The sequence below is a fragment of the Streptomyces sp. NPDC043870 genome (assembly GCF_056435785.1).
In genome coordinates, this window is record NZ_JBWKDT010000024.1 from 124,203 (window position 1) to 138,524 (window position 14,322).

The 14,322-nt window shown below is 72.0% G+C and carries 11 protein-coding genes and 2 tRNA genes; 5 read left to right on the top strand and 8 right to left on the bottom strand.

Going from position 1 to position 14,322, the window contains the following annotated elements; translation table 11 throughout:
- Positions 1–17 precede the first annotated feature (17 nt).
- From AC0699_RS26280 to AC0699_RS26300, 5 genes are all read right to left on the bottom strand, one after another.
- Positions 18–1,541, bottom strand: coding sequence for a sensor histidine kinase (locus AC0699_RS26280; RefSeq protein WP_478664705.1), 1,524 nt, complete (start codon positions 1,539–1,541; stop codon positions 18–20).
- A gap of 76 nt (positions 1,542–1,617) precedes the next feature.
- Positions 1,618–2,358 (bottom strand): response regulator transcription factor, encoded by a 741-nt coding sequence (locus tag AC0699_RS26285; protein WP_478664661.1) that lies wholly within the window; start codon positions 2,356–2,358, stop codon positions 1,618–1,620.
- 67 nt (positions 2,359–2,425) lie between these two features.
- The gene (locus tag AC0699_RS26290) at positions 2,426–3,400 is read right to left on the bottom strand and encodes an amidohydrolase family protein (protein WP_478664664.1); all 975 of its coding nucleotides are present in this window, start codon (positions 3,398–3,400) and stop codon (positions 2,426–2,428) included.
- A complete protein-coding gene (locus AC0699_RS26295; protein ID WP_478664666.1) occupies positions 3,387–3,722 on the bottom strand; it encodes an antibiotic biosynthesis monooxygenase family protein in 336 nt (111 codons plus the stop codon). Before AC0699_RS26295 ends, AC0699_RS26290 begins: the two co-directional genes overlap by 14 nt.
- A 103-nt stretch (positions 3,723–3,825) precedes the next feature.
- The gene (locus tag AC0699_RS26300) at positions 3,826–4,707 is read right to left on the bottom strand and encodes a DUF2797 domain-containing protein (protein ID WP_478664668.1); all 882 of its coding nucleotides are present in this window, start codon (positions 4,705–4,707) and stop codon (positions 3,826–3,828) included.
- A 260-nt stretch (positions 4,708–4,967) separates the two neighbouring features.
- Between AC0699_RS26300 and AC0699_RS26305 the strand changes: the two genes are divergently transcribed.
- Together AC0699_RS26305 and AC0699_RS26310 are read left to right on the top strand one after the other, a co-directional pair.
- Positions 4,968–5,300, top strand: a complete 333-nt coding sequence (locus tag AC0699_RS26305) for a carboxymuconolactone decarboxylase family protein (RefSeq protein WP_478664671.1) — start codon at positions 4,968–4,970, stop codon at positions 5,298–5,300.
- A gap of 454 nt (positions 5,301–5,754) precedes the next feature.
- Positions 5,755–6,090, top strand: a complete 336-nt coding sequence (locus AC0699_RS26310; protein WP_478664673.1) for a hypothetical protein — start codon at positions 5,755–5,757, stop codon at positions 6,088–6,090.
- Positions 6,091–6,253: 163 nt separating this feature from the next.
- On the opposite strand, the gene AC0699_RS26315 is transcribed toward AC0699_RS26310, so the two are convergent.
- Positions 6,254–6,643 (bottom strand): VOC family protein, encoded by a 390-nt coding sequence (locus AC0699_RS26315; protein ID WP_478664676.1) that lies wholly within the window; start codon positions 6,641–6,643, stop codon positions 6,254–6,256.
- A 206-nt stretch (positions 6,644–6,849) separates the two neighbouring features.
- On the opposite strand from AC0699_RS26315, the gene AC0699_RS26320 reads away from it, so the two are divergent.
- Positions 6,850–7,737: a LysR family transcriptional regulator gene (locus tag AC0699_RS26320; protein ID WP_478664678.1), complete on the top strand. Its 888-nt coding sequence runs from the start codon at positions 6,850–6,852 to the stop codon at positions 7,735–7,737.
- 745 nt (positions 7,738–8,482) lie between these two features.
- On the opposite strand, the gene AC0699_RS26325 is transcribed toward AC0699_RS26320, so the two are convergent.
- A tRNA-Arg gene (locus tag AC0699_RS26325) sits at positions 8,483–8,555 on the bottom strand.
- A gap of 228 nt (positions 8,556–8,783) precedes the next feature.
- Positions 8,784–8,874 (bottom strand) — tRNA-Ser (locus AC0699_RS26330).
- Positions 8,875–9,203: 329 nt separating this feature from the next.
- Between AC0699_RS26330 and AC0699_RS26335 the strand changes: the two genes are divergently transcribed.
- Together AC0699_RS26335 and AC0699_RS26340 are read left to right on the top strand one after the other, a co-directional pair.
- Positions 9,204–9,665 (top strand): SSI family serine proteinase inhibitor, encoded by a 462-nt coding sequence (locus AC0699_RS26335; RefSeq protein ID WP_478664681.1) that lies wholly within the window; start codon positions 9,204–9,206, stop codon positions 9,663–9,665.
- A gap of 279 nt (positions 9,666–9,944) precedes the next feature.
- Entirely contained in the window at positions 9,945–14,114 is a 4,170-nt protein-coding gene (locus tag AC0699_RS26340; protein WP_478664684.1) for a PAS domain-containing protein, read from the top strand.
- Positions 14,115–14,322: the final 208 nt, after the last annotated feature.

The following is a 14,322-nucleotide window of genomic DNA, read 5'->3' on the forward strand; positions in this document are numbered from 1 at the left end:
TCTCGCCAAGGCTGCTGTCACGGCTGTGTGGTGAGCCTGTGCGCCGTCTGTGAGTCCCGGATCTCCTGCCCGAGCCGCGCGAGCGGCAGACGTACGGAGAAGACCGTGCGGCCCGGCACGCTCTCCACGCCCACCGTCCCACCGTGCGCGGCGACGACGGCCTGCACGATCGCCAGCCCGAGACCCGTGCTCCCGGCGTGCCGCGAGCGCGAGGCGTCACCGCGTGCGAAACGTTCGAAGACGTGCGGGACCAGTGCGTGCGGAATGCCGGGCCCGTCGTCCCGGACCTCCAGGGCGACGGCCGTCCGGCAGTCGAGCGGCCGGACCCGCGCGGTCACCGTGGTCCCGGGCGGGGTGTGGGTACGGGCATTGGCCAGCAGATTGACCAGTACCTGCTGGAGTCGCGCCGGGTCGGCCCGTACCGTCACGGGTTCGTCCGGCAGGTCCAGCCGCCACAGGTGGTCCTGCCCGGCGGCGCGGGCATCGCTCACCGCGTCCACGACGAGCATCGAGAGATCGGTGCTCTCGTACGAGAGCGGCCGTCCCGCGTCGAGGCGCGCCAGCAGCAGCAGATCTTCGACCAGCCCCGTCATCCGGGTCGCCTCCGCCTCGATCCGCCCCAGCGCATGGCGGGTGTCGGGCCCGGTCTCCTCCCGGCCGCGGCGCGTCAGCTCGGCGTAGCCGCGGATCGAGGCGAGCGGAGTGCGCAGCTCATGGCTGGCGTCCGCGACGAACTGCCGTACCCGCGTCTCGCTCTCCTGCCGCGCGTGCAGCGCGGAGTGGACATGGTCGAGCATCCGGTTGAGGGCCGCGCCGACCTGTCCGACCTCGTTGCGCGGATCGGCCTCGGCGTCCGGTACGCGCTCGTACAGCGCCACCTCGCCGCTGTGCAGCGGGAGTTCGGAGACCCGGGTGGCGGTCGCGGCGACGCGCCGCAGCGGCCGCAGCGCGACCCCGACGAGCGTCCCGCCCGCCAGCCCGGCGGCGATCAGCCCGGCACCGGTCACACAGATCTCGACGACGACGAGCGTGCCGATGGTGCTGTGCACCTCGGCGAGCGGTACGCCGACGAGGAACGCGCCGTTGCCGCCCGACACGTACTCGACGCGGTAGTCGCCGAGCCCGGGGATCTCCACGCTGTGCGCGTTGCCGTCACGCGGGACACCGGCGAGCGCCGCCTTCTCCGCCTCCGCCAGCGCATGGTCCGTGAGCTGCGGACCCCCGTCCGTCTCCTGCTGTGCGGAGACGAGCCCGTCACCGAGGGAGCCGTCGGCGGCCACCTCGGCACCGACCGTGCCGAGCGGCGCACCGCCCCCGGTGACGAACCGCAGCGGGTTGTCCGGCAGCCCCGGGCCGCGGGGTACCTCCGGCGGCGGCCCGGCGGCCCGCAACGCGAGACCGTGCAACTGCTCGTCCTTCTGCCCGTACAGATAGGTCCGCAGCGCGAACGTCGTGACCGTGCCGATGACCGCCGCGACGACCGCGATCAGCACGACCGCGGAAACCACGAGCCGGGTCCGCAGCGACCATCTCCGGCCCATGCCACGGGTCGCCGGGCCACTCGCCGGGCCACTCACCGGGTTACTCACCGGGTTACTCACCGGGTTACTCACCGGGTTACTCGCCAGGCTTGATCAGATACCCCGCACCGCGCCTGGTGTGGATCATCGGGGACCGGCCGGCGTCGATCTTCCGCCGCAGATAGGAGATGTAGAGCTCGACGACGTTGGCCTGGCCGCCGAAGTCGTACGACCAGACACGGTCGAGGATCTGCGCCTTGCTGAGCACACGCCGCGGATTGCGCATCAGATAGCGCAGCAGCTCGAACTCGGTCGCCGTGAGATGGATCGACGTACCGGCCCGGGTCACCTCGTGGCTGTCCTCGTCGAGGGTCAGGTCACCGACGGCGAGCAGCGATTCGCTCCGTACGGCCGAGGCCGCCCCGGAGCGCCGGATCAGCCCGCGCAGCCGCGCCACGACCTCCTCCAGGCTGAACGGCTTGGTGACGTAGTCGTCGCCACCCGCCGTAAGGCCCGCGATCCGGTCCTCGACGGCGTCCTTCGCCGTGAGGAACAGCACGGGCACGTCGGGCAGTTCGCGCCGCAGCCTGCCGAGGACGGCCAGCCCGTCCATGTCGGGCAGCATCACATCCAGGATCACGGCATCGGGCCGGAAGGAGCGCACCGAGCGCAGCGCGCCCGCACCGTCGCCGGCGCTGCGCACCTCCCACCCTTCGTAGCGCAGCGCCATGGAGAGCAGCTCGGCGAGGGAGGCCTCGTCGTCCACGACGAGCACGCGGACGGCGCCGCCGTCCGGCCTGCGCAGTTCGGTGCGTCCCAGGGGAGAGGTCGTCGTCATGGTCCCACCCTCGGACCGTGCCGTGAGAGCCGCCTTTCCCTTACCTGTGAATTCCCTGAGAACCGTCTCAGGGACGCAGCGAGAAGAGCCGGGCGCCGTTCTCGTAACAGACCGCTCGCAGCCAGTCGTCCCCCAGCTCCAGCCGCTCCAGCGCTCTCAGCTGGTGCGCATACGGGTACGGGATGCTGGGAAAGTCGGTCCCGAGCAGCACCCGCTCCCCGAGATCCGCCAGCCGTGCCCGCTCGCTCACCGGGAAGGGAGCGAGCCGCTCGCTGAAGTCCGTGAACGCCATCGTCGTGTCCAGCCGCACCTCGCCGTACCGCTCCGCCAGGTCCAGGAAGTCCGTGTACTCCGGCATCCCCATGTGCGCCACGATCAGCGGCAGCCGCGGATGGCGTGCGAGCAGCCGCGCGACCGGCTCCGGCCCGGTGTACTTCCCGGGGGCCGGTCCGGAGCCGCAGTGCATCACGACCGGGATCCCCGCGTCGGAGAGCAGCCCCCACACCGGGTCCAGCAGCGCGTTGTTGGCGTCGTACGCCCCGACCTGAATGTGCGACTTGAAGACGCGCGCCCCGCTCTCGACGGCCCGGCGTACGTACCGCTCCACGCCTTCCTCGGGGTAGAGGGTCGCCGTGTGCAGGCAGTCGGGCGTCCGGGCGGCGAAGTCGGCGGCCCAGCCGTTCAGCCACTCCGCCATGCCCGCCTTGTGCGGATAGAGCATCGAGGTGAAGGCCAGCACCCCGAACCCCTGGAGCAGCGCGATCCGCCGGTCCTCCTCCTCGCGGTACACGATGGGCCACTGGACCCCGGTCAGCGGCCCTACGGCGTCGAAGTACGCCCACACCTTGTCGAGGACGCGCTCGGGCATGAAGTGCGTGTGCACGTCGACGAGTCCGGGCAGCCCGAGCCGCGCCCAGAACGCCCGCACCTCCTGAGCCTCACTCGCGCTGCTCAGGCCGGCCCCGCTGTCCCCACTGTTTCCGCTGTCCCCGCCGTTTCCGCTGTTTCCGCTGTCCCCGCTGTTTCCGCTACTCGCGCTCAAAGGCGTAGCTCCGCTCGACCTTGCCGACATGAACGCTGTAGCGCTCGTACCACTCGGCACGTCCCTGCCTGATCGCGCTCTGGTGCTCCAGGTTCTTCCTCCAGACGGCTATGGCCTCCTCGTCCCGGAAGTAGCCGACGGTGATGCCGAGCCCGCCGGGGGTGCGGGCCGACTCGTACCCGAGGAAGCCGGGCACCTGTTCGACCAGCTCCTGCATACGGACGGCGGTCTCGCCGTAGCCCCTCGGGTCTTCCTTCAGATGGGACGTGAACACCACGGTGTAGTAAGGCGGTTCGATGCCCGCCACAAGGTGATCGCTCATGACGAACACCCTCCGACGTGCGTCGATGCGGTGTCCAGGTGCCCGGTCGAAAGGGATCCCATTCTTTACCGTCTCGACCGTCTCGACCGTCTCGACCATACGGTCAGAAAAGCCCGTCCTGTACGCCGCGCGGCAGCTCGTCGACGGGCACGGTCAGGGGGCCGCGCGGATCGGCGCCGACCAGCTCCCAACCGGACAGCAGGCGGGTGTCCACCACAACCACCCGCCCTTCGAGGGTGCCCAGGTGCAGATCGGGCCCGGCCGCGGCGAGCAGCCGCCCGGCGACGGTCCCGCCGTCCGCCAGCTCCCGTACCACACCCGAAGCCGCTGGGAGCCCTTCGAGCCCGAACACCCCGACGTGGTCGACCACTTCGAACCCGAGCCGCTCCAGTGCTTCCGGCCACCCCGCGAGCCCCACGGCCCTCGCGTACAGCTCCGTGACCTCGGCGGCCCGTTCACCCGCGCCGGCCGGCAGCAGCGCGCGCACCGCACGCTTCCGCGCGTACGGGATACGGTCCGGCACGCCCAGCGCGGCGCGCAGCAGCTCCTCCGTACGCCGCGCCGCCATCAGCGGCCCGCGCCCCAGCCAGCCGAACACCACGGCCCCCTGCTCCAGCAGCCGGGCCGCACCACGCTGCTCGGCGGTGATGCCGACCTTCACCATCCCGGGGCCGAACCACGCCAGATACACCCGGTACGTGCGCGGGTCGTCGGCGATGGTGTCGGCGGCCACCGAGTGCGCCCGGTCCAGCCGCGCACACTCCGGGCACAGCCCGCCCGTACTCCGCCCCGGCACGACGGCCCCGACCGGACACACATTGCCCCGCGCCCCCAGGCAGCCGCGCTCCCCGACGCCCCGGAACCCGATCTCCTGCCCGTACCCGAGCCGGCTCTCCCGCCGCGCCCCGCCACGCGCCCACCGCAGCACCGGGACCCCCTGGCCCCAGCCCATCCCCCGGCACTGCCACCGGCCGCCGACGCTCATGCCCCGTACTCCTCAACCACATCCAACGCAACAGACCCCCGGATCATCTCCAGGAGCCTCGCCCATGTGCCGGCCCGGCCACGGCTCAGCCCCGGGTTCCGTCCCGTTGCCACCCGTCCGCCTCCTTGCTCGACGATCCCCTGGACAGGCAGTCCGAGGAAATCGGACTTACGGTCGAGCAGTAGACGCTGCACCGGGATGCGGAGCCTTCACTACCGCCCGCTGATCCTCGTCACGACACCAACAGGAGACATCCCGCCATGGCCACAGCATCTGAAACCCCGGTACTGGACACCCTCGCCGCGATGACGGTCGACTCGATCGAGCGGTGCGGGCTGGCCCCGGACATGTTCATGCTCACCCGCATCGCGGCCCTCGCCGCCTCGGACGCTCCGCCGATCTCCTACGTCGCCCACATCGACCCCGCCCTCCAGGCCGGCCTGACCGCCGAGCAGCTGCAGGATGTCCTGGTCGCCATCGCCCCCATCGTGGGAACAGCCCGCGTCATGACGGCAGCCGGCAACATCGCCAAAGCACTCGGCATCGCGATCGCCGTCGCCGACGCCGAGGCGGAGGCCGAGGGCGGAGCGTAGAGACGGGCCACCACCCCGTACCGCCGCTCAGACAGCCGGCCCCGGCCCCATCCATGGGCACGAACTCTCCCTCCGTCGCCGCCTGTCGCGTTGCCCTCAACGCCTCCCAGGCACCGGCTGAACAGCGCGTACCCGCCGGCAGCGCAGGCGGCCCCGGAGCTCCCGCGGTCGCCTGCGCTGCCTGCCCAGGGCCTGATCCCCGGGGCAGGCGCTGGTCCGACGCGGCCTCGACAGCCCGTCCGGTCCCGCCATCATCGTCAGCCGAGACAGAGCTGCTTGCGTCGCCAGGAGCTGCTCGGCAAACAAGCCGAACATATCCCCCATGTTGGGTGATGTACTCACGGCGGAACGGAGTGAGGCTTTCCCCATCGCCGTCTTGTGCGATCGATGCCGCCGGTGACGGTGCCGTCACGCCCGACCGGCCCCACTGGTGGCGCCCAAGGGAGGTAGAACGATGAACCGGACACGTCGTCTCGCAGCACTCACACCCCTGGTCGTCCCCGCGCTCGCGCTCGGCCCTGCGGCTGCCGCGTACGCGTCGACCATCACAGCGCCCGGCGTCGCGCCCAGCGCGACGTGCAATGTCGAAAGAGAGTCGAACGGCAAGTACCACCTGTGGGGTGTGGGATTCCCCAGCGGCGCGAAGGTGACCTACTCGGGGTCCAGCTCGGGCACCGTCTCGACGGACGATACGGGAAGGTTTGACGTCGACGGTCTCAGCGGAGCCAAGTTCGTCGTCAAGACAGACAGCGGAACGGCGACGCTCACCTGTGTCATGGTCGAGCACTGAGGTCGGTTCGGCGGCCGTCTCCGGAGAGCTTCCATCATGGATCTTGTACATCGCGACAGTGCCGCGTAGTGGTCTCGGCAGCTGGAAGCGGTGATCAATCCGCCGCATAGCGACGCCATGCGTTCCGGGGGCGACGACAGCACGGTCTGCCGCGCGGGGATCCTCAGGCGTCCTGCGGATACCAGCGCAGTTCCACCGTGTTGCCGTCCGGGTCCTGCACGTAGAGGGAGACCGCGGTGCCCTGGGCGCCGAAGCGCTCGCCGGGACCGTCCAGCACCGTGAAGACGCCGGAATCGATGACCTGCTGCCAGTCGAGCGGTTCCACGACCAGACAGATGTGGTCGACGTTGGAGCCCTCCGGCCGCTCGGCAGGCGCCTGGACGAGGTCAATGATGGTGGTGGGGCTTACTCGCACGGACGGGAAGGGGGCGTTGCCGGCCCGCCACTCCTCCACCCGCACCGGCTGCAGACCCAAAGGGCCGGCATAGAAAGCGAGCGAGCGCTCGATGTCGGCGACGTTCAGGACCAGGTGGTCGAAGGCGATCACGCGCATGGGTGTCTCCGCGGGGTCGGGGCGCCCGGGGCGCCGGTGGCAGTACGACGGGCCGGCGGCTCAGGACCTCGCCAGTCCGGGACGGTGGCTGGCGGGGGCCGGTCGCCGGCTGCCGTGGCCTGTCCGTGATTTCAGCATCGCCGAGCGTGCATCCATCGGTCCAACGCATGTTTGTCATCCGGTCCATCGTGTTTCACGATGGATCAATGGATCTCCAGCAGATGCGCTACGTCCTCGCAGTGGCGGAGACCGCGAGCTTCACCCGCGCCGCCGAGCGGTGCCATATCGTCCAGTCCGCGCTCAGCCATCAAGTGGCCCGGCTGGAGAAGGAACTGGGGGCCCGGCTGTTCGAGCGGACCAGCCGCCGGGTGCGGCTGACCACCGCCGGAGAGGCGTTCCTGCCCGCCGCCCGCCAAGCCCTCGAAGCAGCCGAGCGGGCCCGGGCGGAGGTGGCGGCGGCCACCGGCGAGATACGGGGCAAACTGACCGTCGGATCGATCCCCACCGTTGCAGCCGTCGATCTCCCGGAGGTGCTCCGGGACTACCGCCTTCGCTACCCCCAGGTACGGATCAGCCTGCGGGCGGGCTCCAGCGAGCAGCTCGTCGAGCAGGTGCGCGACGGCAGACTGGACGCGGCATTCCTCGGCGTACAGCCCGGGTTCCGGCCGCAGGGCGTCCGTGACAAGGCACTTGCTCACGGGCAGCATGTCGCGGTGCTCGCCCCGGGCCACCCACTGGCCGCGCACGACGAGGTGGACCTGGACCTCCTCGCCGAAGAGGTGTTCGTGGACTTCGCCGACGGCAGCGCCGCCCGCGCTCAGTCGGACCAGGCGTTCGCTGCGGCCGGCCTGCGGCGCGAGGTCGCCTTCGAGGTGTCCGGCGTCGAGCTCATGGTCCGGATGGTCCGCCATGGACTGGGCATCGCCCTGCTGCCCGCGACGTTCACCACCGAACTGCATGGACTGCGGTGTGTGCCGATCACCAACGGGCCGAAGCGGGTCGAGCGCCTCATCTGGAGCCGGTTCACCCCGTCACCCGCAGCCTCCGCCTTCCTCTCCCTGCTGGACGTCTGCATGCCGGCCCCGGCCGAATGACGGCCTCGGATGTCCGGTGAATCATCAACACAGCCCAATGCGACGGGAGTCACGGAGCGCCGCGGCTGAACGGCCCCTAAACGTGGCCCTGAACGTGGAGCTGAGCATGGGAAAGCGCGAGATCGAACCGCTCACGGCAAGGAGGGGCGCCAGCTCCTGACGGCGGCCCGTGACAACCGGCTGTGGGACGCGTACGAGCCGGCGGTGCGCATCGGCCTTCGGCGGGGTGAGCTGCTCGGGCTGCGCTGGTCGGACGTCGACCTGCACGAAGGCGTCCTCACTGTCCGACAGGCTCTACAGCGGGTCGGCGGCGAACTGCTGATCGACGTCGCGCCGAGAACTCAGCGCTCGGCCCGACGCGTGGCCCTGCCGTCCGCGCAACCTGAACCGGTCCTTCGAGGGACCGAGCGTCCGCGCCGGCGTCCGCAAGGTCCGCTTTCACGACCTGCGCCCCACCTGCGCCTCACTCCTCCACGAGCAGGTCGCCGACGCGCCGCATGATCATGGAAGTACCCGGCCACAGCTCGATCCGCGTGACCATGGACATCTACACCTTCGTGCGGCTCGACTCACAGTGCTCCGCCTTTGATCGCGTCGGGATGCGCTGGGGTGGACGACCCGGACGAGAATGACGCGGACGATGCCGGGTCGGATGCCGCGGCCTGAGTCCGTCGGCGGGGACGTTGATGTCACCCGCTGATGTCAGAAGCCCCTCGGGATGATCCCGAGGGGCTTCTGAACTGTGTGCACTCGGCAGGATTCGAACCTGCAACCTTCTGATCCGTAGTCAGATGCTCTATCCGTTAAGCTACGAGTGCTTGTCTCCCGGGCTTTTCTGCCCGGTCGGCGTTGCGGGAACAACATTACATGACCTGCGCCGCCAGGCGAAATCCATTAGCCAAACCCCATCTGACCTGCACAAATGCCCGTACGCCCGTGCAAGCGCCCACCCCTGGGGACTCCCTGGCAAGACTCTTGAAGAACGGCCGGGAACGACCGGGAACGACCGAAGCCCCGGCCGTGGGGCCGGGGCTTCGGTGATCGCGCGGAGGCGGAGGGATTTGAACCCTCGATGGGCTTTAAAACCCAAACCGCATTAGCAGTGCGGCGCCATAGACCGGACTAGGCGACGCCTCCAGCACACCCGCGCGGGCGCGAGTGGTGCGTGCAAGATGATGACACAGCCGGGTGGGGTGTCACCAATCGCTCCCCACGGTACTAGGCACGCGGGCCCTGGGGCAAAGAGGTACCCGCGCCCCGGTGGGGCCGCGTGGCGCGGGTCGGCGCCCGGCCGACGCAAACGGTCGGCACGAGCGGTCGGCACAAGCGGTCGGTGCGCGGTCGGCACCCGGTCGGTGCCGTTCGCGCCCCGGTCGGCCCAGCCCGGGTTGCGCAACGCACGGGCGCGCGGAGCGTTAGAGATGCCGGGGCGCCGTCCCCAGATCCTTGACCCTCCGGGAGCACACATGCTGCGCCGCCTCGTCCTCACCGTCGCCGCGACCGCCACAGCCTCCGTCGCCGCGCTGACCGCCGTCGCCCCGCCCGCGGGCGCGTCCATGCTCGGGCCGCTCCCGCTGCCTCTGCTGGAGCTCGAGCCGGGGGACCGGCTCACCGTGACCACCACGGACACCGGGAACCCGAATGCCAACGGGGAGTACCAGCTGACGTGCGCCCCGACGGGCGGCACGCACCCCGAGGCGCAGGCCGCCTGCGACAAGCTGGCGCAGTTCGCCACGGACGCTCAGGACCCGTTCGAGCCGGTCGACGATGACGCCATGTGCACGATGGAGTACGGCGGCCCGGCCACCGCGCGGATCACCGGGTCCTGGCAGGGCAGGAGCATCGACGCCACGTTCGACCGCAGCGACGGCTGCGAGATCCGGCGCTGGGAGGAGCTGGAGCCGGTCCTGCCGACCGCCCGGTACTAGGGCACCCACGCCACCCGCACCTCTCCGCACACCATCCGCACACCCACGGGCGACTGCGGGCGGCGCGGACAGCGTCCGGGTCGGCGGGCGTTCCGGAGGGTGTCCCCCGGGGAGCGGGACGACTCCGTGTACACAGAACCTTGGTGAGAGCTCCCCCTCATCCACCGCCGCGGGCGCATCCCCTGCCTTTAGACTCCCTCCAGTGACAGGCCGCGGCCCGAGGGGCAAGATGGGGCCGGCCGTCCGCAAAATGCTGTATGTCAGGGAGGAAGCGTCGTCGTGAGCAGCAGGCCATCCCGAGGCGCTGCTCGCCTCGCAGCCATACTCGACGCCCTCCCGGACGGGCTCGTTCTCGTCAACTGCAACGGCACGGTCGTCAACGCCAACACCATCGCCCTGGAGATGTTCGAGACGCCCGGTACGGCGCTCGTCGGACGCGGTCTGCTCGATCTCCTGCCGTCCTTCGACTCGAAGCTGATCCCCGGATCGATGCGGCGGCCCGACTCGGCCGACGAGCGGGGCCGTACGAAGCCGACCCGGATGGTCGCGCGCCGCACCGACGGCGGGGAGTTCCCCGTCGAGGTCACCAGCGCGAGCCTGGAGGACGGCCGCGAGGCGTACGACTCGTACGGCAGCGGCAGCGGCGGGAGCAGCAGCAGCTACACCGGCGACGAACTGCTGATGCTCGTCGTGCGTGACCTGTCCGGCACCGTCGACACCGAAGCCGAACTCGCCCGCTCCCAGCGGCAGACCGAAATGATCCTGCGGGCCGCCGCCGAAGGCGTCGTCGGTACCGACACCGACGGCAGGGTCGTACTCGTCAACCCGGCCGCCGCCCAGATACTCGGCTTCCGCGCCAGTGATCTCGGCGGCAAGGAGCTGCACCCGCTGATCCTGCACTCCCGGCCGGACGGCGAGCCGTTCCCGTACGACGAGTCGCCGCTCGCGGACACGCTCAGGTCGGGGCGCAAACACCGGGTCCGGGGCCAGGTGCTGTGGGCGAAGAACGGCAAGCCGGTGCCGGTCGACCTGACGACCGCGCCGGTACGGGACGGGGACCAGCTGGTCGGTGCGGTGATGACGTTCACCGACCGACGGCCCTACGAGGAGCTGACGCAGCAGCACACCACGGAGATCGCCGAGCGCCACGAGCGGCACACGGCCGAGCTGGCCGAGCGCGACGAGAAGTACACCGCCGAGATCGCCCGGCTCGACGAGAAGTACGCGGCAGAGCTGGCCGACAGGGCCGAGCGGTACGCGGCGGAGATCGAGGAGCGGGACGAGCGGGAGGCCTCGCTGACCGCCCGGCACGCCCAGCTGATCGCCGTACTCGGCGAGTCGCTGCGCGGGCCGCTGGAGGAGCTGCGGGGCGAGCTCGGCAAGCTGGCCGCGGACCCGGCCGGGCAGCTGTGGCCGGAGGCCAACCAGATCCTGCACCACCTCGCCGCGGGCTACGCCCGGATGACCACGCTCGTCGACAACGTGCTCGGCTTCCAGCGGCTGAACGCCGGTACCGAACAGCTGGCCAAGGCGAACGTGCTGCTCGACGCGGTCGTGACGGCCGGCGTCGAGGGCGCGGTCGAGCTGATCGGCCCTGGGCGCGCGCAGTTCGCGGTGCACGCCTTCCCGATCGAGGCCGAGGTGGACGCGGCCCGCCTGGCGACGGCCCTGGCCCATCTGATCGCCGATGTCGCCGGGGTCGATTCGACCGGTCAGACCCGCATCGTCGTGGGAGCGGGCGGCGGATACGTCGACTCGACGATCGTGGTCGCGGCGGCGCAGCGCGGCGATGTCGTACGGATCGAGGTACGGGGACCGTACGCCGGGGGCGATCCGGTGCACGAGCCGATCGTCCGCGGGATCGTGGCCGCTCATGGCGGGGTGCTGCAGACGCACGAGGTGCCGGGGATGAGCGGCAGCGCGTACGTCCTGGAGGTGCCGCTGGGCGCGGGCTCGGGGACGGTGACGCCGCCGTCGGCTCCGTCCGCCTCGGCCGAGCCGGAGGCCGCGCCCGCGCCGCCCGCGCCCACGTCGGGTGGCGGTCGGCGGCGCGCACGGCGGGCCTCCACGGACGCGTTCCTGGAGAGCCCCGTGGAACCGGAGCCGCCCGGCGAGCCTTCGGGGCGGCGCCGTGCGCGCACGGACGCCCCAACGGACGGCGGCACAAACGGGGGCACAAACGGGGGTACGAACGGCGGTACGAACAGCGCGGGCGGCGGTACGAACGGCGCGGGCAGCAGTGTCGGTGGGGACGGTGCGGGTGCCGGTGGCACGGGCCGTCGTCGCGGACGGCCCAGCCCCGCCGAGGCGGAAGCACCGGCCCCGGCGGCCGAAGGCTCCGTCGTCACCTCCGCGGAGGCCGGCGCCGGGCGCCCGGCGCTCGGGAACACAGTCCCGCCGCAGGGTGTGGGGCCTGAGGCGATGGTCCCCCAGGGCACCGGCCGCCGCGCCCGCCGCGCCCAGGCGGCGCTGCCCGCACTGCCTTCCGCTCCGTCGGCTTCCACGGCTGCTGCGGCTTCCGTGACTGCTGCTGCTCCCGCGACGGCTGCGGCTCCGGCAACTTCTTCGACTCCTCCGGCCGGTGTGCCTTCACCGGCGGAGACGACCCCGGCCGCGCCGGGCGCCACGACCGCCGGTCCCTGGGGGGACGGCGCGTCCGGCCTGAGCGCGATTCCCGCTCCTCCTGCCCCTCCCGCTCCTGGCCCCTCGGTCGCGGTCGGCGGGTCGCACGACGGTGGCGCGGGAGGCAGTGGCGTCGGCGCCGGTGCGCTGGAGCCCGCCGGTACCGGTGCGCAGCCGGGTGGGCGGCGAGCACGGCGGGCGCTGTCGACCGCACAGGAACGGCCCAGGCCCACCGGGGACACCACAGACACCGGAGACACCGGAAACGCGCGAGCCGCGTTCGCGCTGCCGCCCGCCGAGGCCGACCGCGCCCCGGTCCCGCCGGCGGCACCGGCGCCCGCGCCGGCTCCCGCCCCGGATCATGGTGACGAGGGCCGCCACGACGCCGCACACGCAGAGCCGAACGCTGATCACACCCCGCCGCAGCCGCACCCCGTACCGACCGGCCGCCGCCGGGCACGCGCGGCCGAGAACAGGACCTCCGGGCAGGGCCTCGCCGCCCTCGCCGAGGCCGGGACGGGGTCTGCCACTGCCGGAGGTGGCGGCACCGGATCCGTGCCCCTGCCGCCCGCCGCGGTCACCGCGCCCGGGCCGCCCCCCGCCGCTCAGCCGCTCCCCGCCGAGGCACCGGCACCCGCACCGGCACCCGTGGAGGCACTGGCGGCTTCCGCCGACGCGTCGCAGGGCAGGGCGTTCAGCGTGCGCACGCTCGGCCAGGGCGTGCCGTTCGCCCAGCAGATCGCCCAGCAGCAGAACCAGCAGTCCGCGTCGCAGCTCCCGTCTGTCGCGCAGACCGCACAGGCCACGCAGAACCAGACGCTCGGCTCCGGGCGCCGGCGCAAGCTGGCCACCCCGCCCGAGAAGGAGCGTCCACTGCCCGAGGCCGCCGCGCAGCCGCACCCGAAGTCCCAGCCCCAGCCTCAGCCCCAGCTGCCTCAGGTTGCCCAGCAACCCCACCAGCGGCTTTCCGTTCCCGCCGAGGGCCGGTCGTACGCGATAGGCGCACCGGACGAGGGCGCGGAGGGGCCCGAACCGCTCGACGGCCCCGGCGGCGCCGTCGAGGTGGCGAACCAGCCGCAGCCCGTACCCGTCGACGACGAGCTGCCCCCGGAGCCGCTGGACAATCCACGCCGACTGCTGGTCTGGCCCGCGCCGGACGTCGCCACGCAGCAGGCGCTGAGCGACCGCGGCTACCGGCCGGTGATCGTGCACTCGCGCGAGGAGGTGGACGCGCAGATCGCCGCGTTCCCCGCGGCGCTCTTCGTCGACCCGCTGACCGGGCCGATCACGCGCACCGCCCTCCAGTCGCTGCGCCAGGCGGCGGTGGCGGCCGAGGTGCCGGTGCTGCTCGCGGCAGGACTGGGGCAGGCCACGCGCGAGGCGGCGTACGGCGCCGACCCCGCCGTACTGCTGAAGGCGCTGGCGCCGCGCGACAGCGAGCAGCACCCGTCCCGGGTGCTGCTGATCGAGGAGAACGACGACATCGCGACCGCGCTGACGGCGACGCTGGAGCGGCGCGGGATGCAGGTCGCGCGGGCCGGGGCGGACGCGGACGCGGTGACGCTCGCACAGCAGATGCGGCCGAACCTCGTGGTGATGGACCTGATGCAGGTACGCCGTCGGCGCGCCGGGATCATCGACTGGCTGCGTGCGAACGGGCAGTTGAACCGCACCCCGCTGGTCGTCTACACCTCCGCGGACCTCGACCATGCGGAGCTGCCCAAGCTTTCCTCGGGCGAGACGGTCCTGTTCCTCGCGGAACGGTCGACGAGCGCCGAGGTGCAGGGCCGGATCGTCGACCTGCTCGCGAAGATCGGTACGAACTGACCCGAACGCCGGCGACCACAGGTGGACGCGGGTGGAAGCAGGTGAGCGAGGAGGGACGAGGCGGAACGCGCCTCACCCCCTGCTGCCGAGCGGGCCCGGACCGGCACGGCGTCGGGGGGGGGGGGGGGGGGGGGGGGGGGGGGGGGGGGGGGGGGGGGGGGGGGGTGTGGGTGGGGGGGGGGGGGGGGGGAGGGGGGAAGGGGGGGGA